This is a genomic window from Roseateles sp. GW821-FHT02E12 (assembly GCF_059421665.1).
In genome coordinates this window covers 996,941-1,019,913 of sequence record NZ_JBWKVK010000001.1, presented here as the reverse complement: position 1 = coordinate 1,019,913, position 22,973 = coordinate 996,941, and the positions used below count along the sequence as shown (strand labels likewise).

General features: G+C 69.2%; 27 protein-coding genes and 2 pseudogenes. 18 read left to right on the top strand and 11 right to left on the bottom strand.

What is annotated here, in order from left to right; genetic code table 11:
• Nucleotides 1–31: 31 nt before the first annotated feature.
• From AC07V5_RS04905 to AC07V5_RS04885, 5 genes are read left to right on the top strand one after another with little or no spacing between them, the layout of a single operon-like run.
• A complete protein-coding gene (locus AC07V5_RS04905) occupies nucleotides 32–802 on the top strand; it encodes an ABC transporter ATP-binding protein (RefSeq protein WP_495114494.1) in 771 nt (256 codons plus the stop codon).
• Nucleotides 802–1,515, top strand: a complete 714-nt coding sequence (locus AC07V5_RS04900; RefSeq protein WP_495114493.1) for an ABC transporter ATP-binding protein — start codon at nucleotides 802–804, stop codon at nucleotides 1,513–1,515. The genes AC07V5_RS04905 and AC07V5_RS04900 overlap by 1 nt, the downstream gene beginning before the upstream one ends.
• 24 nt (nucleotides 1,516–1,539) lie before the next feature.
• Nucleotides 1,540–2,736, top strand: a complete 1,197-nt coding sequence (locus tag AC07V5_RS04895; RefSeq protein WP_495114492.1) for an ABC transporter substrate-binding protein — start codon at nucleotides 1,540–1,542, stop codon at nucleotides 2,734–2,736.
• Between the two features lie 15 nt (nucleotides 2,737–2,751).
• Nucleotides 2,752–3,639 carry a branched-chain amino acid ABC transporter permease gene (locus AC07V5_RS04890; protein ID WP_495114491.1) on the top strand — a complete coding sequence of 296 codons (888 nt, stop codon included), beginning with the start codon at nucleotides 2,752–2,754 and terminating at the stop codon, nucleotides 3,637–3,639.
• The gene (locus tag AC07V5_RS04885) at nucleotides 3,636–4,607 is read left to right on the top strand and encodes a branched-chain amino acid ABC transporter permease (protein ID WP_495114490.1); all 972 of its coding nucleotides are present in this window, start codon (nucleotides 3,636–3,638) and stop codon (nucleotides 4,605–4,607) included. The genes AC07V5_RS04890 and AC07V5_RS04885 overlap by 4 nt, the downstream gene beginning before the upstream one ends.
• Before the next feature lie 17 nt (nucleotides 4,608–4,624).
• Here the strand turns inward: AC07V5_RS04885 and AC07V5_RS04880 are convergent, their stop codons facing one another.
• Both AC07V5_RS04880 and AC07V5_RS04875 read right to left on the bottom strand, forming a co-directional pair.
• Complete coding sequence (locus tag AC07V5_RS04880; RefSeq protein ID WP_495114489.1) at nucleotides 4,625–5,149, bottom strand: LysR substrate-binding domain-containing protein; 525 nt, start codon at nucleotides 5,147–5,149, stop codon at nucleotides 4,625–4,627.
• 259 nt (nucleotides 5,150–5,408) lie between these two features.
• Nucleotides 5,409–5,540, bottom strand: a pseudogene (locus tag AC07V5_RS04875) (LysR family transcriptional regulator); the annotation flags it as partial.
• 138 nt (nucleotides 5,541–5,678) lie between these two features.
• Between AC07V5_RS04875 and AC07V5_RS04870 the strand changes: the two are divergent.
• The 4 genes and pseudogenes from AC07V5_RS04870 (at nucleotide 5,679) to AC07V5_RS04855 (ending at nucleotide 9,107) form a co-directional block, all read left to right on the top strand.
• Nucleotides 5,679–6,329 (top strand): hydrolase, encoded by a 651-nt coding sequence (locus AC07V5_RS04870; protein ID WP_495114488.1) that lies wholly within the window; start codon nucleotides 5,679–5,681, stop codon nucleotides 6,327–6,329.
• A gap of 30 nt (nucleotides 6,330–6,359) precedes the next feature.
• Nucleotides 6,360–6,539, top strand: a pseudogene (locus tag AC07V5_RS04865) (DUF1427 family protein); the annotation flags it as partial.
• A 31-nt stretch (nucleotides 6,540–6,570) separates the two neighbouring features.
• A complete protein-coding gene (locus AC07V5_RS04860) occupies nucleotides 6,571–8,412 on the top strand; it encodes an amidohydrolase (RefSeq protein WP_495114487.1) in 1,842 nt (613 codons plus the stop codon).
• Between the two features lie 2 nt (nucleotides 8,413–8,414).
• Complete coding sequence (locus tag AC07V5_RS04855) at nucleotides 8,415–9,107, top strand: YoaK family protein (protein ID WP_495114486.1); 693 nt, start codon at nucleotides 8,415–8,417, stop codon at nucleotides 9,105–9,107.
• On the opposite strand, the gene AC07V5_RS04850 is transcribed toward AC07V5_RS04855, so the two are convergent.
• A complete protein-coding gene (locus tag AC07V5_RS04850; protein WP_495114485.1) occupies nucleotides 9,046–9,951 on the bottom strand; it encodes a DMT family transporter in 906 nt (301 codons plus the stop codon). The two genes, AC07V5_RS04855 and AC07V5_RS04850, sit on opposite strands and share 62 nt — an antisense overlap.
• A gap of 101 nt (nucleotides 9,952–10,052) precedes the next feature.
• On the opposite strand from AC07V5_RS04850, the gene AC07V5_RS04845 reads away from it, so the two are divergent.
• The 3 genes from AC07V5_RS04845 to AC07V5_RS04835 all read left to right on the top strand — a co-directional run bounded on the left by AC07V5_RS04845 (nucleotide 10,053) and on the right by AC07V5_RS04835 (nucleotide 12,513).
• On the top strand, nucleotides 10,053–10,955 hold the full coding sequence (locus tag AC07V5_RS04845; RefSeq protein WP_495114484.1) for a helix-turn-helix domain-containing protein: 903 nt from the start codon (nucleotides 10,053–10,055) through the stop codon (nucleotides 10,953–10,955).
• Between the two features lie 95 nt (nucleotides 10,956–11,050).
• Nucleotides 11,051–11,197: a hypothetical protein gene (locus tag AC07V5_RS04840; protein WP_495114483.1), complete on the top strand. Its 147-nt coding sequence runs from the start codon at nucleotides 11,051–11,053 to the stop codon at nucleotides 11,195–11,197.
• Nucleotides 11,198–11,319: 122 nt separating this feature from the next.
• On the top strand, nucleotides 11,320–12,513 hold the full coding sequence (locus AC07V5_RS04835) for a response regulator (protein WP_495114482.1): 1,194 nt from the start codon (nucleotides 11,320–11,322) through the stop codon (nucleotides 12,511–12,513).
• On the opposite strand, the gene AC07V5_RS04830 is transcribed toward AC07V5_RS04835, so the two are convergent.
• Together AC07V5_RS04830 and AC07V5_RS04825 are read right to left on the bottom strand one after the other, a co-directional pair.
• A complete protein-coding gene (locus tag AC07V5_RS04830; RefSeq protein WP_495114481.1) occupies nucleotides 12,510–13,133 on the bottom strand; it encodes a class I SAM-dependent methyltransferase in 624 nt (207 codons plus the stop codon). The two genes, AC07V5_RS04835 and AC07V5_RS04830, sit on opposite strands and share 4 nt — an antisense overlap.
• On the bottom strand, nucleotides 13,130–13,492 hold the full coding sequence (locus AC07V5_RS04825) for a winged helix-turn-helix transcriptional regulator (protein ID WP_495114480.1): 363 nt from the start codon (nucleotides 13,490–13,492) through the stop codon (nucleotides 13,130–13,132). The genes AC07V5_RS04830 and AC07V5_RS04825 overlap by 4 nt, the downstream gene beginning before the upstream one ends.
• A 63-nt stretch (nucleotides 13,493–13,555) precedes the next feature.
• Between AC07V5_RS04825 and AC07V5_RS04820 the strand changes: the two genes are divergently transcribed.
• Genes AC07V5_RS04820 through AC07V5_RS04810 form a run of 3 tightly spaced genes read left to right on the top strand, consistent with a single transcriptional unit; the run spans nucleotide 13,556 to nucleotide 15,100 of the window.
• Nucleotides 13,556–14,122, top strand: a complete 567-nt coding sequence (locus AC07V5_RS04820) for a carboxymuconolactone decarboxylase family protein (RefSeq protein ID WP_495114479.1) — start codon at nucleotides 13,556–13,558, stop codon at nucleotides 14,120–14,122.
• Nucleotides 14,123–14,178: 56 nt separating this feature from the next.
• Nucleotides 14,179–14,712 carry a hypothetical protein gene (locus tag AC07V5_RS04815; protein ID WP_495114478.1) on the top strand — a complete coding sequence of 178 codons (534 nt, stop codon included), beginning with the start codon at nucleotides 14,179–14,181 and terminating at the stop codon, nucleotides 14,710–14,712.
• Nucleotides 14,713–14,728: 16 nt separating this feature from the next.
• A complete protein-coding gene (locus AC07V5_RS04810; protein WP_495114477.1) occupies nucleotides 14,729–15,100 on the top strand; it encodes a GFA family protein in 372 nt (123 codons plus the stop codon).
• A gap of 29 nt (nucleotides 15,101–15,129) precedes the next feature.
• On the opposite strand, the gene AC07V5_RS04805 is transcribed toward AC07V5_RS04810, so the two are convergent.
• The 6 genes from AC07V5_RS04805 to AC07V5_RS04780 all read right to left on the bottom strand — a co-directional run bounded on the left by AC07V5_RS04805 (nucleotide 15,130) and on the right by AC07V5_RS04780 (nucleotide 19,338).
• Nucleotides 15,130–15,510, bottom strand: coding sequence for a hypothetical protein (locus tag AC07V5_RS04805; protein ID WP_495114476.1), 381 nt, complete (start codon nucleotides 15,508–15,510; stop codon nucleotides 15,130–15,132).
• A gap of 59 nt (nucleotides 15,511–15,569) precedes the next feature.
• Complete coding sequence (locus AC07V5_RS04800; RefSeq protein WP_495114475.1) at nucleotides 15,570–16,241, bottom strand: hypothetical protein; 672 nt, start codon at nucleotides 16,239–16,241, stop codon at nucleotides 15,570–15,572.
• Between the two features lie 9 nt (nucleotides 16,242–16,250).
• Nucleotides 16,251–17,417 (bottom strand): serine hydrolase domain-containing protein, encoded by a 1,167-nt coding sequence (locus AC07V5_RS04795; protein ID WP_495114474.1) that lies wholly within the window; start codon nucleotides 17,415–17,417, stop codon nucleotides 16,251–16,253.
• Between the two features lie 123 nt (nucleotides 17,418–17,540).
• Nucleotides 17,541–17,894, bottom strand: a complete 354-nt coding sequence (gene rbp, locus AC07V5_RS04790; protein WP_495114473.1) for an RNA-binding regulator — start codon at nucleotides 17,892–17,894, stop codon at nucleotides 17,541–17,543.
• A gap of 344 nt (nucleotides 17,895–18,238) precedes the next feature.
• Nucleotides 18,239–18,928 carry a glutathione S-transferase family protein gene (locus tag AC07V5_RS04785; RefSeq protein WP_495114472.1) on the bottom strand — a complete coding sequence of 230 codons (690 nt, stop codon included), beginning with the start codon at nucleotides 18,926–18,928 and terminating at the stop codon, nucleotides 18,239–18,241.
• Nucleotides 18,925–19,338: a DoxX family protein gene (locus tag AC07V5_RS04780; protein ID WP_495114471.1), complete on the bottom strand. Its 414-nt coding sequence runs from the start codon at nucleotides 19,336–19,338 to the stop codon at nucleotides 18,925–18,927. Before AC07V5_RS04780 ends, AC07V5_RS04785 begins: the two co-directional genes overlap by 4 nt.
• Nucleotides 19,339–19,428: 90 nt before the next feature.
• Between AC07V5_RS04780 and AC07V5_RS04775 the strand changes: the two genes are divergently transcribed.
• From AC07V5_RS04775 to cueR, 3 genes are all read left to right on the top strand, one after another.
• On the top strand, nucleotides 19,429–20,301 hold the full coding sequence (locus tag AC07V5_RS04775) for a LysR family transcriptional regulator (protein WP_495114470.1): 873 nt from the start codon (nucleotides 19,429–19,431) through the stop codon (nucleotides 20,299–20,301).
• Between the two features lie 75 nt (nucleotides 20,302–20,376).
• Complete coding sequence (locus tag AC07V5_RS04770; protein ID WP_495114469.1) at nucleotides 20,377–22,569, top strand: heavy metal translocating P-type ATPase; 2,193 nt, start codon at nucleotides 20,377–20,379, stop codon at nucleotides 22,567–22,569.
• Complete coding sequence (cueR, locus tag AC07V5_RS04765; protein WP_495114468.1) at nucleotides 22,566–22,961, top strand: Cu(I)-responsive transcriptional regulator; 396 nt, start codon at nucleotides 22,566–22,568, stop codon at nucleotides 22,959–22,961. The genes AC07V5_RS04770 and cueR overlap by 4 nt, the downstream gene beginning before the upstream one ends.
• The last annotated feature ends 12 nt before the right edge of the window (nucleotides 22,962–22,973 follow it).

The window sequence follows — 22,973 nt, the reverse complement described above, 5'->3', positions numbered from 1 at the left end:
GCCTAGAGTCGCGCAGCTAACCCGGAAGTCCATGAGCGAATTCATCCTCGAGACCCAGGATCTGACCAAAGAGTTCAAAGGCTTCACGGCTGTGGACTCGGTCAACCTGCGCGTGCAGCGCGGCCACATCCATGCGCTGCTCGGCCCCAACGGTGCAGGCAAGACGACCTGCTTCAACCTGCTGACCAAGTTCCTGACGCCGACGCGCGGGCGCATCGTGCTTGCGGGCACCGACATCACCGGCGAGACATCGGCGCAGATCGCAAGGCGCGGCGTCATCCGGTCGTTTCAGATCTCGGCGGTGTTCCCGCACCTGACCGTGCTGGAGAACGTGCGCATCGGCCTGCAGCGTTTCACCGGCACGAGCTTCCATTTCTGGAAGGGGCTCACCGGCCTGAAGACGCTGGACGCCAAGGTGCTGTCGCTGCTGGAGCTCGTTGACCTGCGCGACATGGCCGGCGTCAAGGCCGGCGACCTGCCTTATGGCCGCAAGCGCGCGCTGGAGATTGCCACCACCATGGCCATGGAGCCGCAGCTGATGCTGCTGGACGAACCGACGCAAGGCATGGGCCACGAAGACGTGGACCGTGTGACGGCCCTCATCAAGCGCGTGGCCGAAGGCCGCACGGTGCTGATGGTGGAGCACAACATGAAAGTCGTGGCCAGCATTGCCGACCGCATCACCGTGCTGGCCCGCGGCGCCGTGCTGGCCGAGGGCGACTACGCGACGGTGTCCAAGCACCCCGCGGTTCTCGAGGCCTACATGGGCACCGAGGCGACCGAGCTGCAGGGAGCACATTGATGGCAACACCTGCCCTCGAGATCACCAACCTCCACGCCTGGTACGGCGAGAGCCACATCCTGCACGGCCTGTCCTTGAGCGTGCAGCCCGGCCAGGTCATCACGCTGCTGGGCCGCAACGGCGCGGGCCGCACGACGACGCTGCGCGCCATCATGGGCCTGACCGGCGCACGCAAGGGCTCGATCAAGATCCACGGTGAAGAGACCGTCAACCTCTCCACCCACCGCATCGCCCAGCTGGGCCTGGGCTACTGCCCCGAGGAGCGCGGCATCTTCGCGAGCCTGTCGACCGAAGAGAACCTGCGCCTGCCGCCGGTGCTGAAGGCCAAGCGTGGCAAGGTCATGAGCGAGGCCGAGATCTACGCGATGTTCCCCAACCTCGCGGAGCGCAGGAACAGCCCCGGCACGCGGCTGTCGGGCGGCGAGCAGCAGATGCTGGCCGTCGCGCGCATCCTGCGCACGGGAGCCGACATCCTCTTGCTGGACGAGATCTCCGAGGGCCTGGCGCCCGTCATCGTCCAGGCCCTGGCCCGCATGATCCGCGCGCTGAAGAGCCAGGGCTTCACCATCGTCATGGTGGAGCAGAACTTCCGCTTCGCCGCGCCGCTGGCCGACCATTTCATCGTCATCGAGCACGGCGAAGTCGTGCTGTCCTTTCCCGCAGCCGACCTACCGGCCCACCAGGCCAAGATGGACGAGCTGCTCAGCGTCTAACCCGACACATCACTGGAGACAACCATGAAAAAGACTCTCATTGCCGCCACCCTCGCTGCCTGCGGCCTTGCTGCCCATGCGCAGATCTCCGGCGACGTCATCAAGATCGGTTTCCTGACCGACATGTCCAGCGTCTACGCGGACATCGACGGTGCCGGTGGCGTCGAGGCCATCAAGATGGCGATTGCCGACCTGAAGGGCGTGACCGCCGGCAAGAAGATCGAGTTCATCTTTGCCGACCACCAGAACAAGGCCGACGTCGCCTCGGCCAAGGCGCGCGAGTGGATGGACACGCAGGGCCTGGACCTGCTGATCGGCGGCACCAACTCCGGCGCCAACCTGGCGATGGCCACCGTCGCGGCCGAGAAGAAGAAGCCCTTCATCTCCATCGGCGCCGGCAGCTCGGCACTGACGAACGCCAACTGCACGCCCTACACCATCCACTACGCCTACGACACCGTGGCCCTGGCCAACGGCACGGGTGCCGCGGTGACCAAGAGCGGCGGCAAGACCTGGTTCTTCCTGACGGCCGACTACGCCTTCGGCGCGGCGCTGCAGGCCGACACGGCGTCCGTCGTGGCCAAGAGCGGCGGCACGGTCAAGGGCAGCGTCAAGCACCCGCTGAACGCGAGCGACTTCTCCAGCTTCCTGCTGCAGGCCCAAGGCTCGGGCGCGCAGATCCTGGGCCTGGCCAATGCCGGGGGCGACACGATCAACACGATCAAGGCGGCCAACGAGTTCGGCATCACCAAGAGCATGAAGCTCGCCGGCCTGCTGATGTTCATCAACGACGTGCACTCGCTGGGCCTGAAGACCACCGAGGGCATGTACCTGACCGACTCCTGGTACTGGAACCAGACGCCGGAAGCCCGCGCCTGGAGCCGCCGCTTCTTCGAGAAGATGAAGCGCATGCCCTCGTCGCTGCAGGCCGCCGACTACTCGGCCGTGACCCACTACCTGAAGGCCGTCGAAGCGGGCAAGACCGACGACGCCGACAAGGTCATCGCCAAGATGAAGGAGCTGCCGATCAAGGACTTCTACACGACCGGCACCATCCGCAAGGAAGACGGCCGCGGCATCCACGACATGTTCCTGATGCAGGTGAAGTCGGCCAAGGAATCGACCGAGCCGTGGGACTACTACAAGGTCGTGACCCGCATCCCCGGCGACGAGGCGTTCACCAAGCTGGCCGACAGCAAGTGCCCGCTGGTGAAGAAGTGATCCTCTGAGGGCGCGATGACTGAGATCTTTGGTATTCCACTGCCCGCGCTGCTGGGGCAGCTGCTGCTCGGCCTGGTGAACGGCTCGTTCTACGCGATGCTGTCCCTGGGCCTGGCGGTCATCTTCGGCATGCTCAACATCATCAACTTCGCCCACGGGGCGCTGTACATGATGGGGGCCTTCTTCGCCTGGATGGGGCTGGAATACCTGGGGCTGAACTACTGGCTCATGCTCGGTCTCGCGCCTTTTGCCGTCGGCCTGGTCGGCATCGTCATCGAGCGCACGATGCTGCAGTGGCTCTACAAGCTGGATCACCTCTATGGCCTGCTGCTGACCTTCGGCATCACCCTCGTCATCGAGGGTGTGTTCCGCTCGGTCTACGGCGTGTCGGGCCAGCCTTATCAAGTGCCGGACGCGCTACAGGGCGCCACCAACCTCGGCTTCATGATCCTGCCCAACTACCGAGCCTGGGTGGTCGTAGCTTCGTTGATCGTCTGCTTCGCGGTGTGGGCGCTGATCGAGAAGACCTCGCTGGGCGCCAAGCTGCGCGCCGGTACCGAGAACCCCAAGCTCGTGCAGGCCTTCGGCATCAACGTGCCGCTGATGGTCACGCTGACCTACGCGGGCGGCGTGGCACTGGCCGCCTTCGCGGGCGTGCTGGCCGCGCCCATCCTGCAGGTGTCGGCGCTGATGGGCACCAACCTCATCATCGTGGTGTTCGCGGTCGTCGTGATCGGCGGCATGGGCTCCATCCTCGGCTCCATCCTGACCGGCCTGGGCCTGGGCATCGTCGAGGGGCTGACCAAGGTGGTCTACCCCGAAGCGTCCAACACGGTTGTCTTCGTCGTCATGGCCATCGTCCTCCTGGTGCGCCCGGCTGGCTTGTTCGGAAAAGAGAAATGAACAAGAAAGTCCTCGGCTACGCCGCGCTCTTCGTCGCCATCGCGCTGCTGCCAGCGTTCGGCGTCTATCCCGTCTTCGTCATGAAGGTGCTCTGCTACGCGCTGTTCGCGTGCGCCTTCAACCTGCTCGTCGGCTTCACCGGCCTGCTGTCCTTCGGCCACGCGGCCTTCCTGGGTACGGCGGCCTACGTAACCGGCCATGCGCTCAAGGTCTGGGGCCTGCCGACGCCGGTCGGGCTGATCGTCGGCATGCTGGGCGCGGGCGGCGTGGGCCTGCTGTTCGGCCTGCTGGCCATCCGCCGTTCGGGCATCTACTTCTCGATGATCACGCTGGCGCTGGCGCAGATGCTGTACTTCTTCTTCCTGCAGGCGCCGTTCACCGGCGGGGAAGACGGGCTGCAGTCGGTACCGCGCGGCCACTTCCTCGGCCTGGACCTGACGAGCGACCTGACGCTGTTCTACGTCGTGCTGGGCATCTTCATCGCCGCCTTCTGGCTCATCTACCGCATCGTCCACTCGCCGTTCGGCCAGGTGCTGACATCCATCCGCGAGAACGAGGCGCGTGCCACGTCGCTGGGCTACGACACCGGCCACTTCAAGCTGCTGGCCTTCGTGCTGTCGGCCGCGCTGGCGGGCCTGGCGGGCTCCACCAAGACGCTGGTGCTGGGCTTCGCCACGCTGACCGATGCGATCTGGACCACCTCCGGCCTCGTCATCCTGATGACGCTGGTGGGCGGCATGGGCACGCTCGTCGGGCCCATGGTGGGCGCGCTGGTCATCATCGCGCTGGAGAACAAGATCGGCGACTTCGGCAACTGGCTGGGCGAGCTGACCGGCATTGCCTGGTTCAACAGCCTGGGCGAGTCGGTCAGCCTGGTCACCGGGCTGATCTTCATCGTCTGCGTGCTGGCCTTCCGGCGCGGGCTGGTGGGTGAGGCGATGGCGCTGCTGGAGCGCAAGAAGGCCTGACCAGCGCTGGGCGGCAATCAAAGCTGCGCGGCAATCACCTCGGCCGAGATGAAATCTGGCCGGTTCAGCCGGTCCCGCCACCAGCTCAAGGCCGGCCCGTTGTCCGCCGTGCGCCAGGCCAGGTGAAAGCGCTGCGGCGGCCGGGCCTCGGCCAGGCTCTTGCAGCGCAGCCGGCCCGCGTCCAGGTGCGGCTGGGCGATGCAACGCGGCAGGTGGCCGCAGCCCAGGCCGGCGAGCTGGGCCTGCAGCTTGGCATCCAGGTCGGGCACGCTCAGCGCCGGCTGGCCGGCCGCCACGTTGAGGCTGCGCGCCGGCAGGCGGTGCGAGCTGTCCGCCATGCTGACGACGCGATGCGGCTGGATCTGCTCCCAGGTCAGCGGCTCGGGCGCGTCGGCCAGCGGGTGACCCGGCGCCACGCAGAAGGCCACCTCCAGCTCGCCCAGCGGCCGCACCGACAGGCCCACGCCCGCCGGCGGCTCGCCCACCGCGCCCACGGCCAGGTCGGCCCGGCGCGTGACGAGCGCATCCCAGCAGCCCCCCAAGCACCTCGCGGCTGAAGCGCAATTCCGTCTCGGGGTGGTCGCTCGCAAAGCGCGCGGCCTCTGACACCAGCAGCGCGAAGGGCACGGTCACGTCCACCGCGATACGCAGCGTCGTCTCCCAGCCGCGCTCCATGCGCAGCGCACGCACCTCCAGCGCCTGGGCCGCCCGCAGCAGCTGGCGGCCGTCGTCCACCATGAGCCGGCCGGTCGGCGTCAGCACGGCGCGGTGGCCGCTACGGTCGAACAGCGTCACGCCGAGGTCGGACTCGAGCTTCTGCACCTGGTAGCTGATGGCCGAGCTGACGCGGTGCAGCTCCTCGGCCGCCGCCGCGAAGCTGCCGCGGCGGTCGATGGCGTCCAGCACCAGCAACACTTCCAGGCTCAGTTTCATTGGTCAGATTATTTGATGAAGTCGATGAGAAAGCATCGCTATCTTCACCGAGGCGGTCTGCCTAGAGTAGCGACACGCCTGAGGAATTCCCGAAGGCAGCTCGCAGTTCAATTTTTTGACCAACTTCAGGAGATCGCCATGCCCACCGCCATTGCCCAACCCGCCAAGTCCCTGCTGAACCCGACCGACCACGCGCTGATCCTGATCGATCACCAGTCGCAGATGGCCTTCGCCACCCACTCCATCGACGCCACGCTGCTGCGCAACAACGCCGGCCTGGTGGCCCACGCCGCGGCCGAGTTCAAGGTGCCCACCATCCTGACGACGGTGGCCGAGAAGAGCTTCTCCGGCCCGATGTTCGACGAGATCAAGGCGGCCTTCCCCGGCCAGGCCGCCATCGACCGCACGTCGATGAACACCTGGGAAGACGTCAACGTCATCAAGGAAGTGAACCGCATCGGCAAAGGCCGCATCGTCTTCGCCGGCCTGTGGACCTCGGTCTGCATCGTCGGCCCGGTGCTGTCGGCCATCGACCAAGGCTTCGAGGCCTATGTCGTCGCCGACGCCTCAGGCGACGTGTCCGCCGAAGCGCATGAGCGCGCCATGCAACGCATGATCCAGGCCGGCGCCCGCCCGATCACGTCGGTGCAATACCTGCTGGAGCTGCAGCGCGACTGGGCCCGCACCGAGACCTATGAGCAGACCACCGGCATCGCCAAGAAGCTGGGCGGCGCCTACGGCCTGGGCATCACCTACGCGCAGACGATGTTTGGCGGCCACGAAGGCTGAGCACGCCACCCACAGCCAGGAGCCGGCACCATGAAGGTCTACCTCTTGTCCCTCGGTGCCGGCCTGCTGGTCGGCGTGATTTACGGCCTGATCAACGTGCGTTCACCGGCGCCGCCGGTCATTGCGCTGATCGGTCTGCTGGGCATCCTGGCCGGAGAGCAGGCTGTTCCCCTGGCCAAAAGGGTGATTCAGGGGCAGTCGCTCCAAACCATACTCAAAGACAACAGCCAGGAGTGACCCCATGCCCGCCGACCTGATCTTCGTCAACGGCCGCTTCACGACGCTGGACCGCGCCGTGCCCAACCCCGAGGCCGTGGCCATCACCGACGGCGTCTTCAGCGCCATCGGCGACCGCGCCGACGTGATGCGCCAGGCCGGCCCGGCCACCCGCGTCGTCGACCTGCAAGGCCACCGCGCCATTCCGGGCCTGAACGACAGCCACCTGCACCTGATCCGCGGCGGCCTGAACTACAACCTCGAACTGCGCTGGGAAGGCGTGCCGTCGCTGGCCGACGCGCTGGCCATGCTCAAGGCCCAGGCGCAGCGCACGCCGCACCCGCAGTGGGTGCGCGTGGTGGGCGGCTGGACCGAGTTCCAGTTCGCCGAACGCCGCATGCCCACGCTGGCCGAGATCAACGCCGCCGCGCCCGACACGCCCGTCTTCATCCTGCACCTGTACGACCGCGCGCTGCTCAACGCCGCGGCGCTGCGCGCGGTGGGCTACACCCGCGACACGCCCAACCCGCCGGGCGGCGAGATCCAGCGCGACGCGGCCGGCAACCCCACCGGCCTGCTGATCGCCCGGCCCAACGCGATGCTGCTGTACGCGACGCTCGCCAAGGGCCCGAAGCTGGAGCCCGAGGCGCAGATCAACTCCACGCGCCGCTTCATGCGCGAGCTGAACCGCCTGGGCGTGACCAGCGCCATCGACGCCGGCGGCGGCTTCCAGAACTACCCGGACGACTACCAGATCATCCAGAAGCTCGCCGACGAGGGCCAGCTCACCGTGCGCATCGCCTACAACCTGTTCACCCAGCGCAAGGGCATGGAGCTGGACGACTTCAAGAGCTGGACCTCACAGGTCAAGCCGGGTGACGGCAGCGACTTCCTGCGCCACAACGGCGCCGGCGAGATGCTGGTGTTCTCGGCGGCCGACTTCGAGGACTTCCTCGAACCCCGCCCCGAGCTCGCGCCCGACATGGAAGGCCAGCTCGAAGCCGTCGTGCGCCACCTCGTCGAGCACCGCTGGCCGTTCCGCCTGCATGCCACCTACGACGAGTCCATCTCGCGCATGCTGGACGTGTTCGAGAAGGTCAACCGCGACATCCCCTTCGACGGCCTGCACTGGATGTTCGACCACGCCGAGACCATCAGCACGCGCAACATCGAGCGGGTCAAGGCCCTCAACGGCGGCATCGCCATCCAGCACCGCATGGCCTTCCAGGGCGAGTACTTCGTCGAACGCTACGGCGCCAAGGCGGCCGAACAGACGCCACCCGTGGCCCGCATGCTGGAGATGGGCGTGCCGGTGGGCGGCGGCACGGACGCCACCCGCGTGGCCAGCTACAACCCCTGGACGGCGCTGAGCTGGCTGGTCACCGGCCGCACGGTCGGTGGGCTGACGCTCTACCCCGGTGCGCAGCGGCTGAGCCGCGAAGCCGCGCTGGAGCTGTGGACGGCCGGCAGCGCCTGGTTCTCCAGCGAACAGGGCAAGAAGGGCCGCCTCCAGGTGGGCCAGCTGGCCGACCTGGCCGTGCTGTCGGCCGACTACCTGCGCGTGCCGGAAGACGAGATCGGCGGCATCGAGTCGGTGCTGACCGTCGTGGGCGGCCGCGTCGTGCACGCGGCCGAAAAGTTCCGCGACCTCGACCCACCGGCCCTGCCCGTGCTGCCGAGCTGGTCGCCCGTCGCCACCGTACCGGGCCACTACCGCCGCCTCAAGTCGGTCAGCGCCGACTGCCTGTGCGCCAGCGCCTGTGGCGTTCACGCCCATGCCCACGGCGCGGCCCTGGCTCGTGAAACTCCGGCACGAGACGTGCGCGGCTTCTGGGGAGCGCTGGGCTGCAGCTGCTTCGCCTTCTGATCATGGCGCTGTCACCCGCTCGCGCCACCCCGCTGCTCGCCGCCGTGGCGGGCTATGTCGACACGCTGGGCTTCGTCGCCCTGTTCGGCCTGTTCACGGCCCACGTCACCGGCAACTTCGTGCTGATCGGCGCGGAGCTGGCCCGGCCCGGCCATGGCGTGCTGCTCAAGCTGCTGGCGTTTCCGGCCTTCATCGGTGCGGTGGTGCTGGCGCGGCTGATTGCGCTGGCCTGCGAGAAGCGCCAGCGCTCATCCCAGCCCTGGCTGCTGGGCACCCAGGCCCTGCTGCTGGCCGCCTTCATGGCTGCTGGCCTGGCAGCGCAGCCGGCGCAGCAGGCCGATGCGCCCTGGGTTCTGTTCGCCGGCTGCCTGGGCGCGGCGGCCATGGGCGTGCAGAACGCCGCCGGCCGCCTGCCGCTGGCCAAGCTGACGCCGCACACGGTGATGACCGGCAACGTGACCCAGCTCGTCATCGACGCCACCGACGTGGCGTTGGGCCGCGCCGAGCCCGGCACGCGCGAGCGGCTGCGCAAGCTGCTCTGGCCGGTGCTGGCCTTCGGCGCCGGCGCCATGGCCGGGGCGGCAGCGTTCATGCAGATCGGCTTCCTGGCGCTGGTGCCCGCCGTGCTCGTGGTTACGTGGCTTGCGGTGGTGCGGATCGATGTTGAGGAGCCTGCGCTGCAGCGCGCCGCTTGAACACGAGCACGTTGCCGGCCATCACCAGCAGCAAGCCCAGCAGCGCCGGCGCCGTCCACACATAGCCCTCAACCCAGGCCGACACGTTCAGCGCGACGACCGGGAACAGCACCGTGCTGTAGGCTGCGCGCTCCGGTCCCAGGCGCCCCACCAGCGTCAGGTAGGCCGTGAAGCCGATGACGGAGCCGGGAATGGCGAGATACAGCAGTGCGCCGACGTAGCGGGCACTCGCGTCGAACGCAAAAGGCACGCCGGCCAGCAGCGCATAGCCCGTCAGGATGGCCGTGCCGACGGCCATGCCCCAGGCGTTGGTCTGCACCGGCTTCAGGCCCTCGGCCTGCAGTGCCGCTGACAGCAGGTTGCCCGTGGAGAAGCACAGCGTGCCACCCAAGGCCCAGGCCAGGCCGGCCGCACTCGCATGCCCACCGCTGATCTCGGGCCAGAACAACAGCACCAGGCCACCCAGGCCCAAGGCGCCGCCCGCCAGCACCTGCGGCGCGATGGCGCGGCCGTGCACGACCCGCGCCAGCAGCGCGTTCCACAGCGCCGAGCTGGAGAACACCACGGCCACGAGGCCGCTGGCCACCGTCTGGCTGGCGTTCAGGAAGCAGACGAAGTTCAGGCAGAACAGGCACAGCCCCTGCGCCAGCACCCAGCCCAGCGCCTTGCCGCGCGGCACGACGAGCTGGCGCCGCCAGATGAGCCACGCGAACAGCACCAGCGCCGCGAGGCCAAAGCGGTAGGCGATGGACAGCGCGATGGGCACGGAGCCCAGCTGCCATTTCAAGGCGATCCACGTCGTGCCCCAGATGAGCACGACCAGCACGTACAGCAAAGCATTCATGCCGGCATCGTGACGCCGAGACCTGCCGCGCGATTGCACATTCCTGCGCATCGTCAACCCCGTCACGGCACGGAAAAGGGCATCGGCCCTAGCATCGCGGCATGCTCGATCTGACCGCCGGCGCGACCGATCACCAGCCCGTCTTCGACGTGCTGGGCCGCTCCAGCGCGCGCCGCGAGCGCGAGCTGGCGCTGGCCGACGGCCTGCGCCTGGTGCAGTGGTGCAACCACGGCGGCCGCATGGACTACCAGCGGCCCGGCCACCACACGCTGTCGGTCTACCTGCAGGGCGGGCACGACACCCACCTCGTCGAGACGCCGCGCGAGACCGGTCACCCCGGCTGCCACTGCGTGCTGCCTGCCGAGCATGAGTCGCGCTGGAACGTGGCCGGGCCGCTGCGCTTCGTGCACCTCTACCTGTCCGCCGACGCCTGGGCCGACCGCGTCGTGCGGCTGCTGGACGCCGAACCGCGCGCCATCACGCTGGAGCAACGCATCTTTGGCGAGGACGCCACGCTGGCCGCCTGGGCCCAGGGCGTGGCCGCGCGGGACTGGCAAGACCCAGCCGAGCGCCTGCGCATCGACACGCTGAGCCAGGCCGCGCTGGACCACCTCGTGCTGCAGGCCGCCCAGCCGCGGCAGCGCCAGCGCGCCGACAGGGCGGCCGGTGGCCTGGCCGGCGCCGCACGGCGGCGCGTGCTGGAATTCGTCGACGCCCACCTGGACAGCGCCGACCTCAGCCTGCCACGGCTGGCCGCCCAGGCGAATCTGTCGGAATTCCATTTCGCACGCATGTTCCGCGTCTCCATGGGCTGCACCGTGCACGACTGGGTGGCCGCACGCCGCCTGGCCCGCGCCCGCGCGCTGCTGAGCGAGACGGCGCTGCCGCTGGCCGACATCGCTGCCGCCTGCGGCTACGCCGGTGCCAGCCACCTCAGCCGCCACGTCAAGGGCGCCACGGGCGCCACGCCGGGCCAGTTCCGGCGCACGCTCGGCGGCCGCTGACGCCGCCGCGGGCGCAGCCTGCTGCCACTACGCCGTCAGCATTCACCAATGAGTTAGGGGGCGCGCGGCCGGCCGACTTGGCTCAGTATCTCGGCATGGCCACGTCAGCTCGCTTCAGGTTCAACGCCACCGTCCTGGTGTCGGTGCTGGCCGTCGTGCTGACGCTTTTCGTGCCCGGCGAGGACAGCTCGCCCGACAGCCCGATCGCCACCGCCAGCCTGCTGCCCCCGCCGCAGCGCTGAAGCTCGCGCGCCGTGGCGTGACAAACGACGCCACCTGGCCACGCGCCGAAAGGCCTGTTCGCGAAGCAGACACTCACTGGCGCGATGATGTGCGACTCTGATGTAGCACTTCCGTCCCGACGATGAACGAGCTGTTGACCTGGACCCTGGCCGCCGTGGCGGCTGCCGTCGTGCTGTTGCTGCTTTGGCTGGGCCGGCGCCGCCAGCACAACGCCCGCGCCGAAGCCGAGCGCCGCGAGGCCCAGCGCATCGCCCAGGAGCAGGCCGAACACGCCGCGCGTGCCCACCGCGTCGCGGCTGACCCCGCACGCGAAGAGGCCGATGCCCAGGCCTTGCGCGAGGTCGAGATCGGTCTTCATCAACGCCTGGCCCAGCAGCGTGCCGAGGAAGAGCACATCGAGGCCGAGCGAGCCCGCGCCGAGCGCGAGGAAACCGCCCGCATCGAAGCACATGCCCAGGCAGCACGCGAAGCCGAGGCAGCACGCGTTGCGCAACAGCGCGCCGAGGCGGAGCGGCTGGAAGCCGAGCGCCTGGCCCGCGAGGCCGAAGAACAGGCCGCCCGTGAAGCGGCCCAAGCCGCCGAAATCGAACGCCTCGCACAGGAGCGCGCCGAGGCGGAGCGTCTCGCCCAGGAAGCCGCCGCGCGCGAGGCCGAAGCCCAGCGCCTGGCTGAACAGCAAGCCGAGGAACAAGCCCGACAACAGGCCGAAGCCGAGCGCCTGGCGCGCGAGCAGGCCGCCCGGGAGGAAGCCGAGGCGGAGCGGCTGGAGGCAGAACGCCTGGCCCGCGAAGCCGAAGCCCTGCAACTGGCCGAGGCCGAGCGCGCGGCCGCCGAGCGCCTGGCGGAACAGCAGGCCGCTGAAGCCGAACGCGCTGCTATCGAAGCTGCTGCGGCTGCAGCGGCCGCCGCCGTTCAGCCCACCCGCGAGCTGCGTGCCGACGAAACCCTGGTGCTCGTCGCCGACGACTCCAAGATCGTCCGCGTCAAGATCAGCCGCCTGCTGACCGGCCAGGGCTATCGCGTGGCCCTTGCCGAGAGTGGCGAGCAGGCGCTGGAGCTGATGGCCGCCGAGCGGCCGCATCTGCTGGTCACCGACGTCGAGATGCCCGGCATCGACGGCTTCGAGCTGACTCGCCAGGTGCGCGCCGCCGCCGTCACGGCCGCCCTGCCCGTCGTGATGATCACGTCCTCCGACGACAAGCAGGCCCAGGCCCAGGCCGCCGGCGTGACCCAGTTGCTCGGCAAGCCCTACTCGGAGGAGACGCTGATCGCCGCCATCGAGAAGGCGCGGCTGGCCGCGCGTGTGCCGGCCTAGTTCGCCGAGGCCCGCTGCAGCAGCAGGCCACCCCGGCACAGCAGCGGCTCGACACGGCCGAACCCGGCATCCAGCAGCGCCTGGCGCTGCTCATCGACCGTCATGTAGAGCTGGTCGTTGCTCATGCTGCCCTCGCCGGCGAAGTGATCGCAGACGAGATAGACCCCACCCGGTGCCAGCAACGACAGCACCTGGGCATGCAGGGCAGGCGCGTGGCGCTTGTGGCGCAGTTCGTGGACGGCCTGGTTCGTCACGACGGCGTCGAAGCGGCCCAGCGCCTGCGGCCAGCCCTCGTCGCGGAAGCTGCGCTCGACGAACACCACACCCGCCGCGCTGTCGCCAAGACGCTCACGCGCCAGCTCGTGCATGGCGGCGGAGAAGTCCAGGGCCACGTAACTTAGCTGCGGCAGCCGTTGAAGCAGATGCTCGGCGAGGAAGCCCGGCCCCGAGCCCAGCTCCAGGACGCGCAAGCCGCTTGCCGCGCGCGCGGCCAATTCGTCGGCAAAGCGGGTGAAGAACTCGACCCGCCAGGGCCGCTTGCTCAGGGCCGTGGCCGCCCATTCGCGCGCGTCGGCCATGGAGCGCAGGTCAATCGGGCTGGGGACGTCGGCAATAGTCATGAGGCCTGGGTGGTTCGTTGGACATCGTGCGCCCACTGCGGCGCCCATTTCAGCAGCGGTGCCATCGCCACCAGCAGCGTGCGGCCCTGGGGTGCCAGCCGGTAGCCGCTGCCCGTGTCGTGCTCCACGAGCAGCGCCGCGCGCAAGTCGGCCAGCCGCTGGTTCAGCACCGAGGCCGACAGATCGCCGCAGGCGGCCTGCAGCGCGCGGAAGTTCAGGCTCGCGTCCTCGGCACGCAGCTCCCACAGGATGCGCAGCGTCCAGCGGCGGTGGAAGAGCTCCAGCGCGGCGTTGAGTGCGTCCTTCCCCGAAGGGGGCGCGTCGGCCGCGGCCAGTCGCGCCAGGCGTTTTGTCGTCATGCTTTGATTTTAGAAGCAACTCCGGCTAGAGTTCGCCCACCGCAACGCTTCTGATTTCGAAGCATGAACAACGCCACAGCCCCCACGCCCCGAATCGCCCCGCAAACGCTGCCGCTGCCGCCCGACCTGGCCGAGCGCATGAACCGCCTGCTGCCCGCCGGCCTGCCACCGCCGCAGATCTTCCTGACCGTGGCCCGCCACGGCGAGCTGTTCAAGGAGATGGTGGACAGCGGCTTCCTCGGCCCCACCGGCCTGGCGGACCGCAGGCGCCTGGCACCCGCGCTGCGCGAAGCCATCATCCTGCGCACCTGTGCCGCGGCGCGCTGCGACTACGAGTTCAACCTGCACGAGCAGACGATCTCGCGGCGCATGGGCCTGAGCGATGCGCAGATTGCGGACCTGCGCGTGGCCACGCCCGATGCGGCGCTGTGGGCGCCGGAACTGCTCGCCGTCTTCCGGCTCATCGATGGCCTCGTGCAGCGCCTGGACGTCGACGATGCGACCTGGGCCGGGCTGCGTGGCCACTTCGACGAAGCGGCGCTGATCGAGATCACCGAGCTGGTCGGCCACTACACCGGCGTGGCCATGCTGGCCGCGCTGGCCCGGCCCGCCTTGGATCGGTATCGGTAGCCCGCGGCGCTGAAACGCCGCTATCGTCAGGGCGCTTGGGCAACTTCGCTGCAGATATGGAATTCCAACGCTTCACCGCGCCCGACGCCGCGGCACTCGAAACCCGCATTGATGAGCACCGGCTCAAGCTGGCGGCGCTGCAGGCGGGCGACGACCTCGCCCTCGTCGACCGCACCGCTGACCTCGCCGGCCTGCTGACCACGGCGCGCCGCGAGGCCGAGGCCTTGCCGCTGTTGCAAGCGCAGCTCGATCGCGTCGAGCAGTTCTCCAGCTCGGAAGAGTCCGGCTGGTTCTGGAACACCTACGCCACGGCGCTGCAATACAACGGCCAGCGCGCCCAGGCCAACCCGGCCTTTGCCAAGGCGCTGGAACTGTCGCGCGCCGGCGGCTGGGTGCGGCTGCAATCCTTCGTGCTGCAGCACTGGGGTCGCAGCCTGGTGGAGCAAGGCGAACTGGATCAGGCGCAGCTCAGGTTCGAGGAAGCGCTCGCGATTCGCCAGCAGCTGAACGACCCTCTCCAGGCGTCGACCGAGCGCGCCCTGTCCGGCCTGGCAGAGCTGCGCGAGCAGGCTGCCCGCTCAGCCCGTTGAACCAAGGAACCACGCCATGGATGAATCCCTGCTCCAAGGTGCCTGCCACTGCGGCGCCGTGCGCCTCACCCTGCCCTTCGCGCCGGAGAAGGCGACGAAATGCAACTGTTCGCTGTGCCGCCGCCTTGGTGGCCTGTGGACCTATTACGAGTTCGGCACGGTGAAGATCGAAGGGCACCCTGAGCACACGGCCGAGTACGTCTGGGGTGACAAGACGCTGCGCACCGTGCGCTGCGCCCACTGCGGGTGCGCGACACATTGGGAGCCGTTGGTGCCGACGGCAGGCGCGCGGCACGGCGTGAACCTGAACAACTTCGATCCGCGGCTGCTGGAGACCGTCCAGGTGCGCCGGTTCGATGGCGCGGACACCTGGACCTTCCTGGATTGAGCCCGGCGGCCGCCCGCCGCGTCACTGCATCAACGCGTTACGGCGTGCCTACGCCGCTGCCAGCTGTCGACGACGTTCACGACGGCGTCCCAGGCACCACGGTCGTAGGTGACCGCCGCGAAGAGGTTGTCCTTGCTGGGCAGCTGCCGTACCGCGGTGCGGGCAAGGAGTTCCAGCGGCGCGCGCGCGGCCTCGACACAACCTTCCAGATCAGCGAACCCCGCACCCACGCGGTGGAACAGGATGGCTTGCTGAAGCTCCGTGGCCTTGAGTGAGGCCAATTCCAAGGCACGCAGGAATATGCGGGCGTGGCCATCGCCCACCAGCTCCACGCAAAATTCCCTGCGCCAGCCGGTCAAAGTCTGCGCCGAAGTCAGCGTCGGTTGAATGTCATCAATCTGAAGAGTCATCGGGCGAGTCTGCATCAATCACACCGGCTCAATGCTGCCGGATGTATCTGATGGCCGGCCTACAGCAGCGCCTTCGCCGCCTCGATGCGAAGAGCCAGCGGCACCGTCTCGTCGTTCAACACCTGCTGCAGAAATCGCCGCGGGTCCACGGCCGGCGCGTCGCCGGCCGGCTGATGCAGCCGCAGGTCTGCGCCGGTGCTCGGCACCGGAGAGTCCGGCACAACGGGCGCGAGGCGTTGCATCGCGGCCTCGAGAGCGGCCGGCTTGATGCTCTCCAACCGCGCAAGAAGGTCCGCCTGCCCGTCGTCGCCGGGCTGAATGTCCAGCCAGGGCGTGTCGGCAAACACCGGCGCGAGGTCGGGCGCCACGAAGGCCGACCAGTTGCCCGTTGACGCCTGTTGCTGGGGCACGAGCGGCTCTGTTGCCGACGGATTAAAACGCAGGCGTGCCGGTGCGATGCCGGCAAGGTAGCGCGCACGCAGTCGGGCCAGAAACTCCGCCGCGCTTGGTGCGCTCACCGGCTCTTTCAGGGAGAACCACAGCTGCAGCCCGTCGGTGCCCGACACGGCAATGGCGGGTGCCGGCAGCTGGAGGTCCGCCTGCACGCCGCGCCATACCTTGGACAGCACATCCCAATCAGCAGGGTGGCTCAGCTCCACTACCATCGCCCTGATCTGGTCTGGTGAGGCCGCCCGGTACAAGCGTTGCAACTCGGATTGAAGTCGATTCATGCTGGCTCCTCACTGCTTCACGGCGGCGAGTAGCCGACCGATGAACTCGTTCAACGCCGGCCCGTTGTCTATCCAGCGCACCACCGCGACGACGTCGTTCTCCCAGTCGATGTAGATGATGTTCTGCCCGTTGCCGCGGAAGGTCACGCTGCTCTCGGGTGCGGCGGGCAGGGCCTTGCGGCCGGTGTTCAGGAACCAGTTGCAGTAGCCGTACTCGGCATTCGCCGGCCCGGGCTGGCGGGCCTTGGCGATCCAGTCGCGCGACACCAGCTGGCGGCCATTCCACTCACCTTGGCGCAGATGCAGATAGCCGAAGCGCGCCATGTCCCAGGCATCGATGAACAGGCCGCCGCCCCAGTGGCCACCACCGGAGACGGACTGCATGCGCTGCCCGTCCAGCTCCACCCACGAGTTCTCGTAGCCATGCCAGCGCCAGCGGTTGGACGCGCCGATCGGGTCCATGACCTGCTCGCGCAGCACCTCGGGCAGCGGCCGGCGCCAGACCTGCAGGGCGGCCAGGGCCAGCACGTTCACGCGCACGTCGTTGTACTTGTAGTGGCTGCCCGGCTCGTACAGCGGGCGGTTGGGCCAGTCCTCTGGCGTCTTGCCCACGGGCCGGTCGGCCCAGTCGGGCTTGCCCCAGAGCGTGCCCTGCCAGTCGCTGGTCTGGCGCAGCAGGTGCTCCCAGGTGATGGGCGCGTTATGCGGCGCGGTGAAGAGATCGACACCGGGCGGCATGGCGTCGGCCGCGCGGTCATCGGTGCTGCGGATCAGGCCCTTCTGCCAGGCCAGGCCCACCACCGTCGACAGAAAAGTCTTGGTGATGCTGTGCGACATGTCCACGCGCCGCGTGTCGCCCCACTCGGCTACCACCTTGCCGCGGCGGATGACGAGGCCGTTGATGGCGGCGCGCTCGCGCGTGGGGCCGATCTGGCCGCCGAAGTAGGGCTCGTTCTTGCCGAAGCTCTGCACCAGGGCCAGGGCCTGGTCGCGCGGCGCCGGGTTGTCGTGTGCCTGGGCGTAGGCGACGGCCTCGGCCAGCTTGGCAGCGTCCAGGCCCATCGCGGCGGGCTCGGCGCGCTGCCAGTCGCCGCGCGGCGGGAAGTAGGCCGGCTCGGCGGCGGCGAGCGTCGAGGCGAGGGCAGCGAGAAGGACGAGGCGGCGGGGGAGGCTCATCGGGCCATTGTGGCCAGACGCGGCGTTGCTCGGCGAACTTGCGCAGCCCGCCCGGTACAGGCTCGGCCGGAACGAAAAAAAACCGGCTCAGGAGAGCCGGTCTTTCACAGGGAGCCGCTGGGTTCAGTAGCGACCACCGCCAAAGCCACCCGTGCCGTAGCCGACATCGGAACGCTTGGCTGCGGTGTACCCGGTCGCGCTGTAGCCGCTCGAGTCTTTGCCTGTCGCTTCGCGCGGACGGGCCAGGCTCACGACGATGGAGCGTCCATCGACGGTCATGCCGTGCAGGGCGGTAATGGCAGCCTGGGCGACTTCGGCAGAAGCCATTTCCACGAACCCGAAGCCCTTGGACGTGCCGGTTTCCCGGTCCATCATGACCTTGGCGGAGGACACGGTGCCGAACTCGGCAAAGTTGCTTTTCAGGCTGGAGTCGGTCACGGAGTAGGGCAGGTTACCCACGTAAATCTTGCTGCTCATGGACGAGCCTTTCTGAGTATTGGCGCACCGCGAAGATGCGGGCGCGGGTGCGAATCTGCGAATCGGGAGTCCGCAGCGGGTGGAATGTGTGGACGGGATCTGGCGGGACCAGATCGTCAGCACGCGGAAGGGGTCGGCTTGAATCGCCCGGCAGGAGTACTTTTTGGGTCGGTTGGCCGCTGCTCTGCCCGCCCGAAAAGTGTGGAAGGTCGCAAGCTGCGCCCTGGTTGGGCCGTGAACAGCTGGTCAGAAGCATTTTCACGACGCCTATCGGATTATATCTTTTTATCTATATTTTGGCGAATCGATATTTCTTGCGGTATTGAAGAAGCCGCATCGGGTGATCACGTGCAACGGACTTCGTCGCTCCTGTTCGGCTGCACGCCGCACAGCCGCCGTGACAGCGCGCCGCCACGCTCGAGCAAAAAGCTGCGCAGCCTTTCGGCATAGCCCTCTGAGACGGCCTCGCGCACCGAGGGCCGGCCGGCCAGTGCCGTGCGCCAGGCCTGCACGCGCGGCAGGCCGTCGAACAGGCCCTCGGGCGGGATGACGTCGAAGTAGCGGAACACCGGACCGAACACCGCGTCGACGAGTCCGAAGCGACGGCCGGCAAACCAGGGGCCGTCGCTCAGCACCGCCTCGAGTTGCTCGAAGCGCAGGCGCAGCACGGCATAGGCACGGTCCAGCGCCGCCTCGTCCGCCGCGCTGTAGAGCACCGCGATGCCACTCAGCACGGCCGAGCCGAACTCCATCCAGGCCCGCTCGCGCGCCCTCGCCAGCGGCTCCGCCGGGTGCAGGCGCGGCGCCTCGGTCTCGTCGAGGTATTCGCAGATGACGGCGGACTCGAACAACGCCTCGCCACCGACGCTGAGCACCGGCGTCTTGCCCAGCGGCGACAGGCGCAGGAACCAGTCCGGCTTGTGGGCCAGGTCCACATCCAGGCGTTCGAAAGCCACGTTCTTCTCCTTCAGCACGATGGCGGCGCGTTGCACATAAGGGCAGAGCGCATGGCTGATCAGCGTGAGCGCCCTCATGCCACAGCCCCCAGCGTGAAGCGCTCGCTGCGCGCGAGGGCGCCCGCACCATCGCCCGCCAGCCACAGCACAACGGACATCGCGGCCAGGAAGACCGGGTACTCCCAGCCACCGCCCGGTGCGTTGAAGACCCAGCCATTGGGCGCATGCACCCAGGCGGCACCGAGCAGGATGGGCAGCAGCGCCAGCGCCACCTGGCGCGGGTAGACGCCGAGCAGCAGCAGCGCGCCGCCAACGGCTTCCGCCGCGAACACCGCGTAGGCCAGCGCGCCCGGCAACCCCTGGCCAGCGAAGAACTGGGCCGTGCCCGGCAGCGTGAAGACGAACAGCTTGAGCCCGGCATGCGCCAGGTACATGAAGCCGAGGGACAGGCGCAGCAACAGCAGGCCGAGCGGGGTCGAGGCAGCCATGAGGCATCTCCAGAGAGTGGTTGATGCAGCCAATGTAGGTAGGCAAGGCACGCAGCAAAATACGCAACTCAGCCAACCTTGATTGCAGCCATGCAATACGAACTTGCCCCCGCCGACCTCGCCCTGGTGCTGGCCCTGCACCGCGCCGGCACGCTGGCCGCGGCCGGCGAGCGGCTGGGCGTCAATGCGTCCACGGTGTTCCGCATGCTGCAGCGCGTGGAGCGGGGCTTGAGCCAGCCGCTGTTCGAGCGCGGCCGGCGCGGCTACAAGGCCGGCGAGCTGGCACGCACCCTGGCCGCCCAGGCCGAACAGATGGAGGCCGCACTGGAGGCCGCCCGTGCCGCCGCCCAGGCCCAGCCCGGCCAGGCCGCCGGCACGGTGCGCATCACCACGACGGACACGCTGCTGCACGGCCTGCTGGCGCCCGCGCTGGCCGCCCTGCACCGCGAGCAGCCGCGCCTGCAGTTCGAGCTGCACACCGGCAACGAGCTGGCCAGCCTGACGCGGCGCGACGCCGACATCGCGCTGCGCGCCACGGCGAAGCCACCGCCCCACCTGATCGGCCGCCGCGTCGGGGCCATTCGCGTGGCGCTGTACGCCGCGCGCAGCAGCGCCATCAAGCACTGGAGCCAGGTCGAGGCCGGCGCGGCGGCCTGGGTCGCGCCGGACGACGGCCTGCCCGAGCACCCGTCGGTGCGCTGGCGGCAGAAGCACTTCCCGACGCTGCAGCCGGCCTTTCGCACCGGCAGCGTGCAGAGCGTGGCCGAGCTGGTGGCCCAGGGCCTGGGGGTGGGTGTGCTGCCGCTCTTCCTGGCCGAACCCAGGCGCGAGTTGCGCCGGCTGACCGAGCCGCTGGACGAGGCCGAGACCGAGCTCTGGCTGCTGACCCACCCCGAGACCCGCCACCTGCAGCGCGTGCACACCGTCTACAGCCACCTGGCCAAAGCACTGGTGCTGGTTTGATCCCGGTCAGCCTATTGACCTTGCCACGGTGGGAAGCTTGAGCATGGCCGCATCATCCGAACACCCAGGCCCGCCATGACTACCGCCTCCGTTTCTTCCCTCCATGACGTGACCCTGCAGGTCAGCGGCATGAGCTGCGCATCCTGCGTGCGGCGCGTGGAGAAGGCCTTGCAGGCCGTACCCGGCGTGCAGGAAGCCAGCGTCAACCTCGCCACCGAGAAGGCCTCGGTGAAGGCGCTGCCCAACGTGCCGGTCGCGGCGCTGACGGCGGCCCTGGCCAAGGCCGGCTACCCCGCCACGGCGGCCAGTACCAACGCCCCCGCGGCACCACCCGCCGCGGGCCTGCCGGCCTGGTGGCCGGTGGCGGCCGGCACCCTGCTGAGCCTGCCGCTGGTGCTGCCCATGCTGCTCAGCCCGCTGGGCATCGCGCTGATGCTGCCTGGCTGGCTGCAACTGCTGCTGGCCACCCCCGTGCAGTTCGGCCTCGGCGCGCGCTTCTACCGTGCGGGCTGGAGTGCGCTTCGTGCCGGCAGCGGCAACATGGACTTGCTCGTCGCGCTGGGCACGTCGGCCGCCTACGGGTTGTCGGTCTATCTGATGCTGAGGCATCCCGGCCACGCGCATCTCTACTTCGAGGCCTCGGCCGCCGTCATCACGCTGGTGCTGCTGGGCAAGTGGCTGGAGCAGCGCGCCAAGCGCCAGACGACCGACGCCATCCGCGCGCTGAACGCGCTGCGGCCGACCACGGCACGCGTGCTGCGCGGCGAGGTGGAGGTCGACATCCCCGTGGCCGACGTGCGCGTGGGCGACCTCGTCTCCGTGCGCCCCGGCGACCGCATCCCGGTAGATGGCGAGATCGTCACGGGCAGCAGCCATGTCGACGAGTCCCTCATCACCGGCGAAAGCCTGCCGGTGGCCAAGGCTCCGGGCGCACGCGTCACCGGCGGCGCCATCAACGCCGAGGGCGCGCTGACCGTGCGCACGACGGCCATCGGCGCCGAGACGACGCTGGCGCGCGTCATCCGCATGGTGGAGTCGGCTCAGGCGGCCAAGGCGCCCATCCAGCGCATCGTCGACCGCGTCAGCGCCGTCTTCGTGCCCGTGGTGCTCGGTATTGCCGCGCTGACCTTCGCCGGCTGGTGGCTGCACAACGGCGACGCTGAAGCCGCCCTCGTCAACGCGGTGGCGGTGCTCGTCATCGCCTGCCCCTGCGCGCTGGGTCTGGCCACGCCGACGACGCTGATGGCCGGCACCGGCGTCGCGGCGCGCCAGGGCATCCTCATCAAGGACGCCGAGGCGCTGGAGCTGGCGCATGGCGTGACGGTCGTCGCCTTCGACAAGACCGGCACGCTGACGGTCGGCCAGCCGACGTTGACCGCCGTGCTGCCAGCCGACGGCATGAATCGCGAGGACGTGTTGCAACTCGCCGCGGCGCTGCAGCGCTCCAGCAGCCACCCGCTGGCCCTGGCCGTGCTGGCCGAGGCCCAAGGCCTGGCCGCGCTGCCCGTGGAGCAGGCGCGTGCGCTGCCGGGCCGGGGTGTGGAAGGCGTTGTGCAGGGGCGCAAGCTCGCCCTGGGCAGCGCACGCTTGGCGCAGGAGCTGGGCGCAGACGCCGGCCCGCTGGCCCCCGAGGCGCAGCGGCTGGAGGCCCAGGGCCAGACGGTCTCCTGGCTCATCGCCGATGGCCGGCTGCTCGGCCTGCTGGCCTTTGGCGACCGCATCAAGGACACGGCCCCTGCCGCCGTTGCGCAGTTGCAGGCCCGTGGCATCCGCACCGTCATGCTGACCGGCGACAGCCGCGGCGCGGCGGCCGGCGTGGCCGCGGCCCTGGGCATCACCGAGGTCCATGCCGAGGTGCTGCCGGGCGACAAGGCGGCCATCGTGCAGCAGCTGCGCGAGGGCGGCGCGGTCGTCGCCTTCGTCGGCGACGGCATCAACGATGCGCCGGCGCTGGCAGCGGCATCGGTGGGCTTTGCGATGGCCGGCGGCTCCGACGTGGCCACCGAGGCCGCCGGCGTCACGCTGATGCGCGGCGACCCGCGCCTGGTGGCCGACGCGCTGGACGTGTCGCGCCGCACCTACGCCAAGATCCGCCAGGGCCTGTTCTGGGCCTTTGCGTACAACGTCGTCGGCATCCCGCTCGCGGCCCTGGGCTTGCTGAACCCGGTGATTGCCGGTGCGGCCATGGCCTTCAGCAGCGTCAGCGTCGTGGCCAATGCGCTGACGCTCAAGCGCTGGCGCGGCAAGGCCACGGAAGGCACCCAATGAACATCGGCGAAGCGGCCCGCGCCTCGGGCGTGTCGGCCAAGATGCTGCGGCACTACGAGAGCATCGGCCTGCTCGCGGCGCCGGCGCGCAGCGAGGCCGGCTACCGCGTCTATGGCGAGCGCGAGGTCCACCTGCTGCGATTCATCCGCCACTCGCGCGCCCTCGGTTTCTCGCTGGAGCAGATCCGCGCGCTGCTGGGCCTGTGGCAGGACCGTGCCCGGCCCAGCCGCCAGGTGCGCGCGCTGGCGCAGACCCACCTGGCCGAGCTGGAGGCCAAGCTCGCCGAGCTGCAGGCGATGAAGGCGACTCTCGAAGCCCTGGTGCACAGCTGCCACGGCGACGACCGGCCCGACTGCCCCATCCTCGAAAACCTGGAGGCCGGATCGCGGTAACAAAGCGCTGAC

Bases quoted from the DNA above. Each gene is read 5' to 3' on its own strand.
- AC07V5_RS04845 (WP_495114484.1), top strand. From the start codon at position 10,053: ATGCTCGATCTGACCGCCGGCGCGACCGATCACCAGCCCGTCTTCGAC.
- AC07V5_RS04855 (WP_495114486.1), top strand. From the start codon at position 8,415: ATGGCGCTGTCACCCGCTCGCGCCACCCCGCTGCTCGCCGCCGTGGCG.
- AC07V5_RS04805 (WP_495114476.1), bottom strand. From the start codon at position 15,510: ATGACTCTTCAGATTGATGACATTCAACCGACGCTGACTTCGGCGCAG.
- AC07V5_RS04890 (WP_495114491.1), top strand. From the start codon at position 2,752: ATGACTGAGATCTTTGGTATTCCACTGCCCGCGCTGCTGGGGCAGCTG.
- AC07V5_RS04775 (WP_495114470.1), top strand. From the start codon at position 19,429: ATGCAATACGAACTTGCCCCCGCCGACCTCGCCCTGGTGCTGGCCCTG.
- AC07V5_RS04830 (WP_495114481.1), bottom strand. From the start codon at position 13,133: ATGACTATTGCCGACGTCCCCAGCCCGATTGACCTGCGCTCCATGGCC.
- AC07V5_RS04895 (WP_495114492.1), top strand. From the start codon at position 1,540: ATGAAAAAGACTCTCATTGCCGCCACCCTCGCTGCCTGCGGCCTTGCT.
- AC07V5_RS04900 (WP_495114493.1), top strand. From the start codon at position 802: ATGGCAACACCTGCCCTCGAGATCACCAACCTCCACGCCTGGTACGGC.
- cueR (WP_495114468.1), top strand. From the start codon at position 22,566: ATGAACATCGGCGAAGCGGCCCGCGCCTCGGGCGTGTCGGCCAAGATG.
- AC07V5_RS04870 (WP_495114488.1), top strand. From the start codon at position 5,679: ATGCCCACCGCCATTGCCCAACCCGCCAAGTCCCTGCTGAACCCGACC.
- AC07V5_RS04785 (WP_495114472.1), bottom strand. From the start codon at position 18,928: ATGAGGGCGCTCACGCTGATCAGCCATGCGCTCTGCCCTTATGTGCAA.
- AC07V5_RS04835 (WP_495114482.1), top strand. From the start codon at position 11,320: ATGAACGAGCTGTTGACCTGGACCCTGGCCGCCGTGGCGGCTGCCGTC.
- AC07V5_RS04860 (WP_495114487.1), top strand. From the start codon at position 6,571: ATGCCCGCCGACCTGATCTTCGTCAACGGCCGCTTCACGACGCTGGAC.
- AC07V5_RS04780 (WP_495114471.1), bottom strand. From the start codon at position 19,338: ATGGCTGCCTCGACCCCGCTCGGCCTGCTGTTGCTGCGCCTGTCCCTC.
- AC07V5_RS04800 (WP_495114475.1), bottom strand. From the start codon at position 16,241: ATGAATCGACTTCAATCCGAGTTGCAACGCTTGTACCGGGCGGCCTCA.
- AC07V5_RS04795 (WP_495114474.1), bottom strand. From the start codon at position 17,417: ATGAGCCTCCCCCGCCGCCTCGTCCTTCTCGCTGCCCTCGCCTCGACG.
- rbp (WP_495114473.1), bottom strand. From the start codon at position 17,894: ATGAGCAGCAAGATTTACGTGGGTAACCTGCCCTACTCCGTGACCGAC.
- AC07V5_RS04850 (WP_495114485.1), bottom strand. From the start codon at position 9,951: ATGAATGCTTTGCTGTACGTGCTGGTCGTGCTCATCTGGGGCACGACG.
- AC07V5_RS04840 (WP_495114483.1), top strand. From the start codon at position 11,051: ATGGCCACGTCAGCTCGCTTCAGGTTCAACGCCACCGTCCTGGTGTCG.
- AC07V5_RS04810 (WP_495114477.1), top strand. From the start codon at position 14,729: ATGGATGAATCCCTGCTCCAAGGTGCCTGCCACTGCGGCGCCGTGCGC.
- AC07V5_RS04770 (WP_495114469.1), top strand. From the start codon at position 20,377: ATGACTACCGCCTCCGTTTCTTCCCTCCATGACGTGACCCTGCAGGTC.
- AC07V5_RS04820 (WP_495114479.1), top strand. From the start codon at position 13,556: ATGAACAACGCCACAGCCCCCACGCCCCGAATCGCCCCGCAAACGCTG.
- AC07V5_RS04815 (WP_495114478.1), top strand. From the start codon at position 14,179: ATGGAATTCCAACGCTTCACCGCGCCCGACGCCGCGGCACTCGAAACC.
- AC07V5_RS04885 (WP_495114490.1), top strand. From the start codon at position 3,636: ATGAACAAGAAAGTCCTCGGCTACGCCGCGCTCTTCGTCGCCATCGCG.
- AC07V5_RS04825 (WP_495114480.1), bottom strand. From the start codon at position 13,492: ATGACGACAAAACGCCTGGCGCGACTGGCCGCGGCCGACGCGCCCCCT.
- AC07V5_RS04905 (WP_495114494.1), top strand. From the start codon at position 32: ATGAGCGAATTCATCCTCGAGACCCAGGATCTGACCAAAGAGTTCAAA.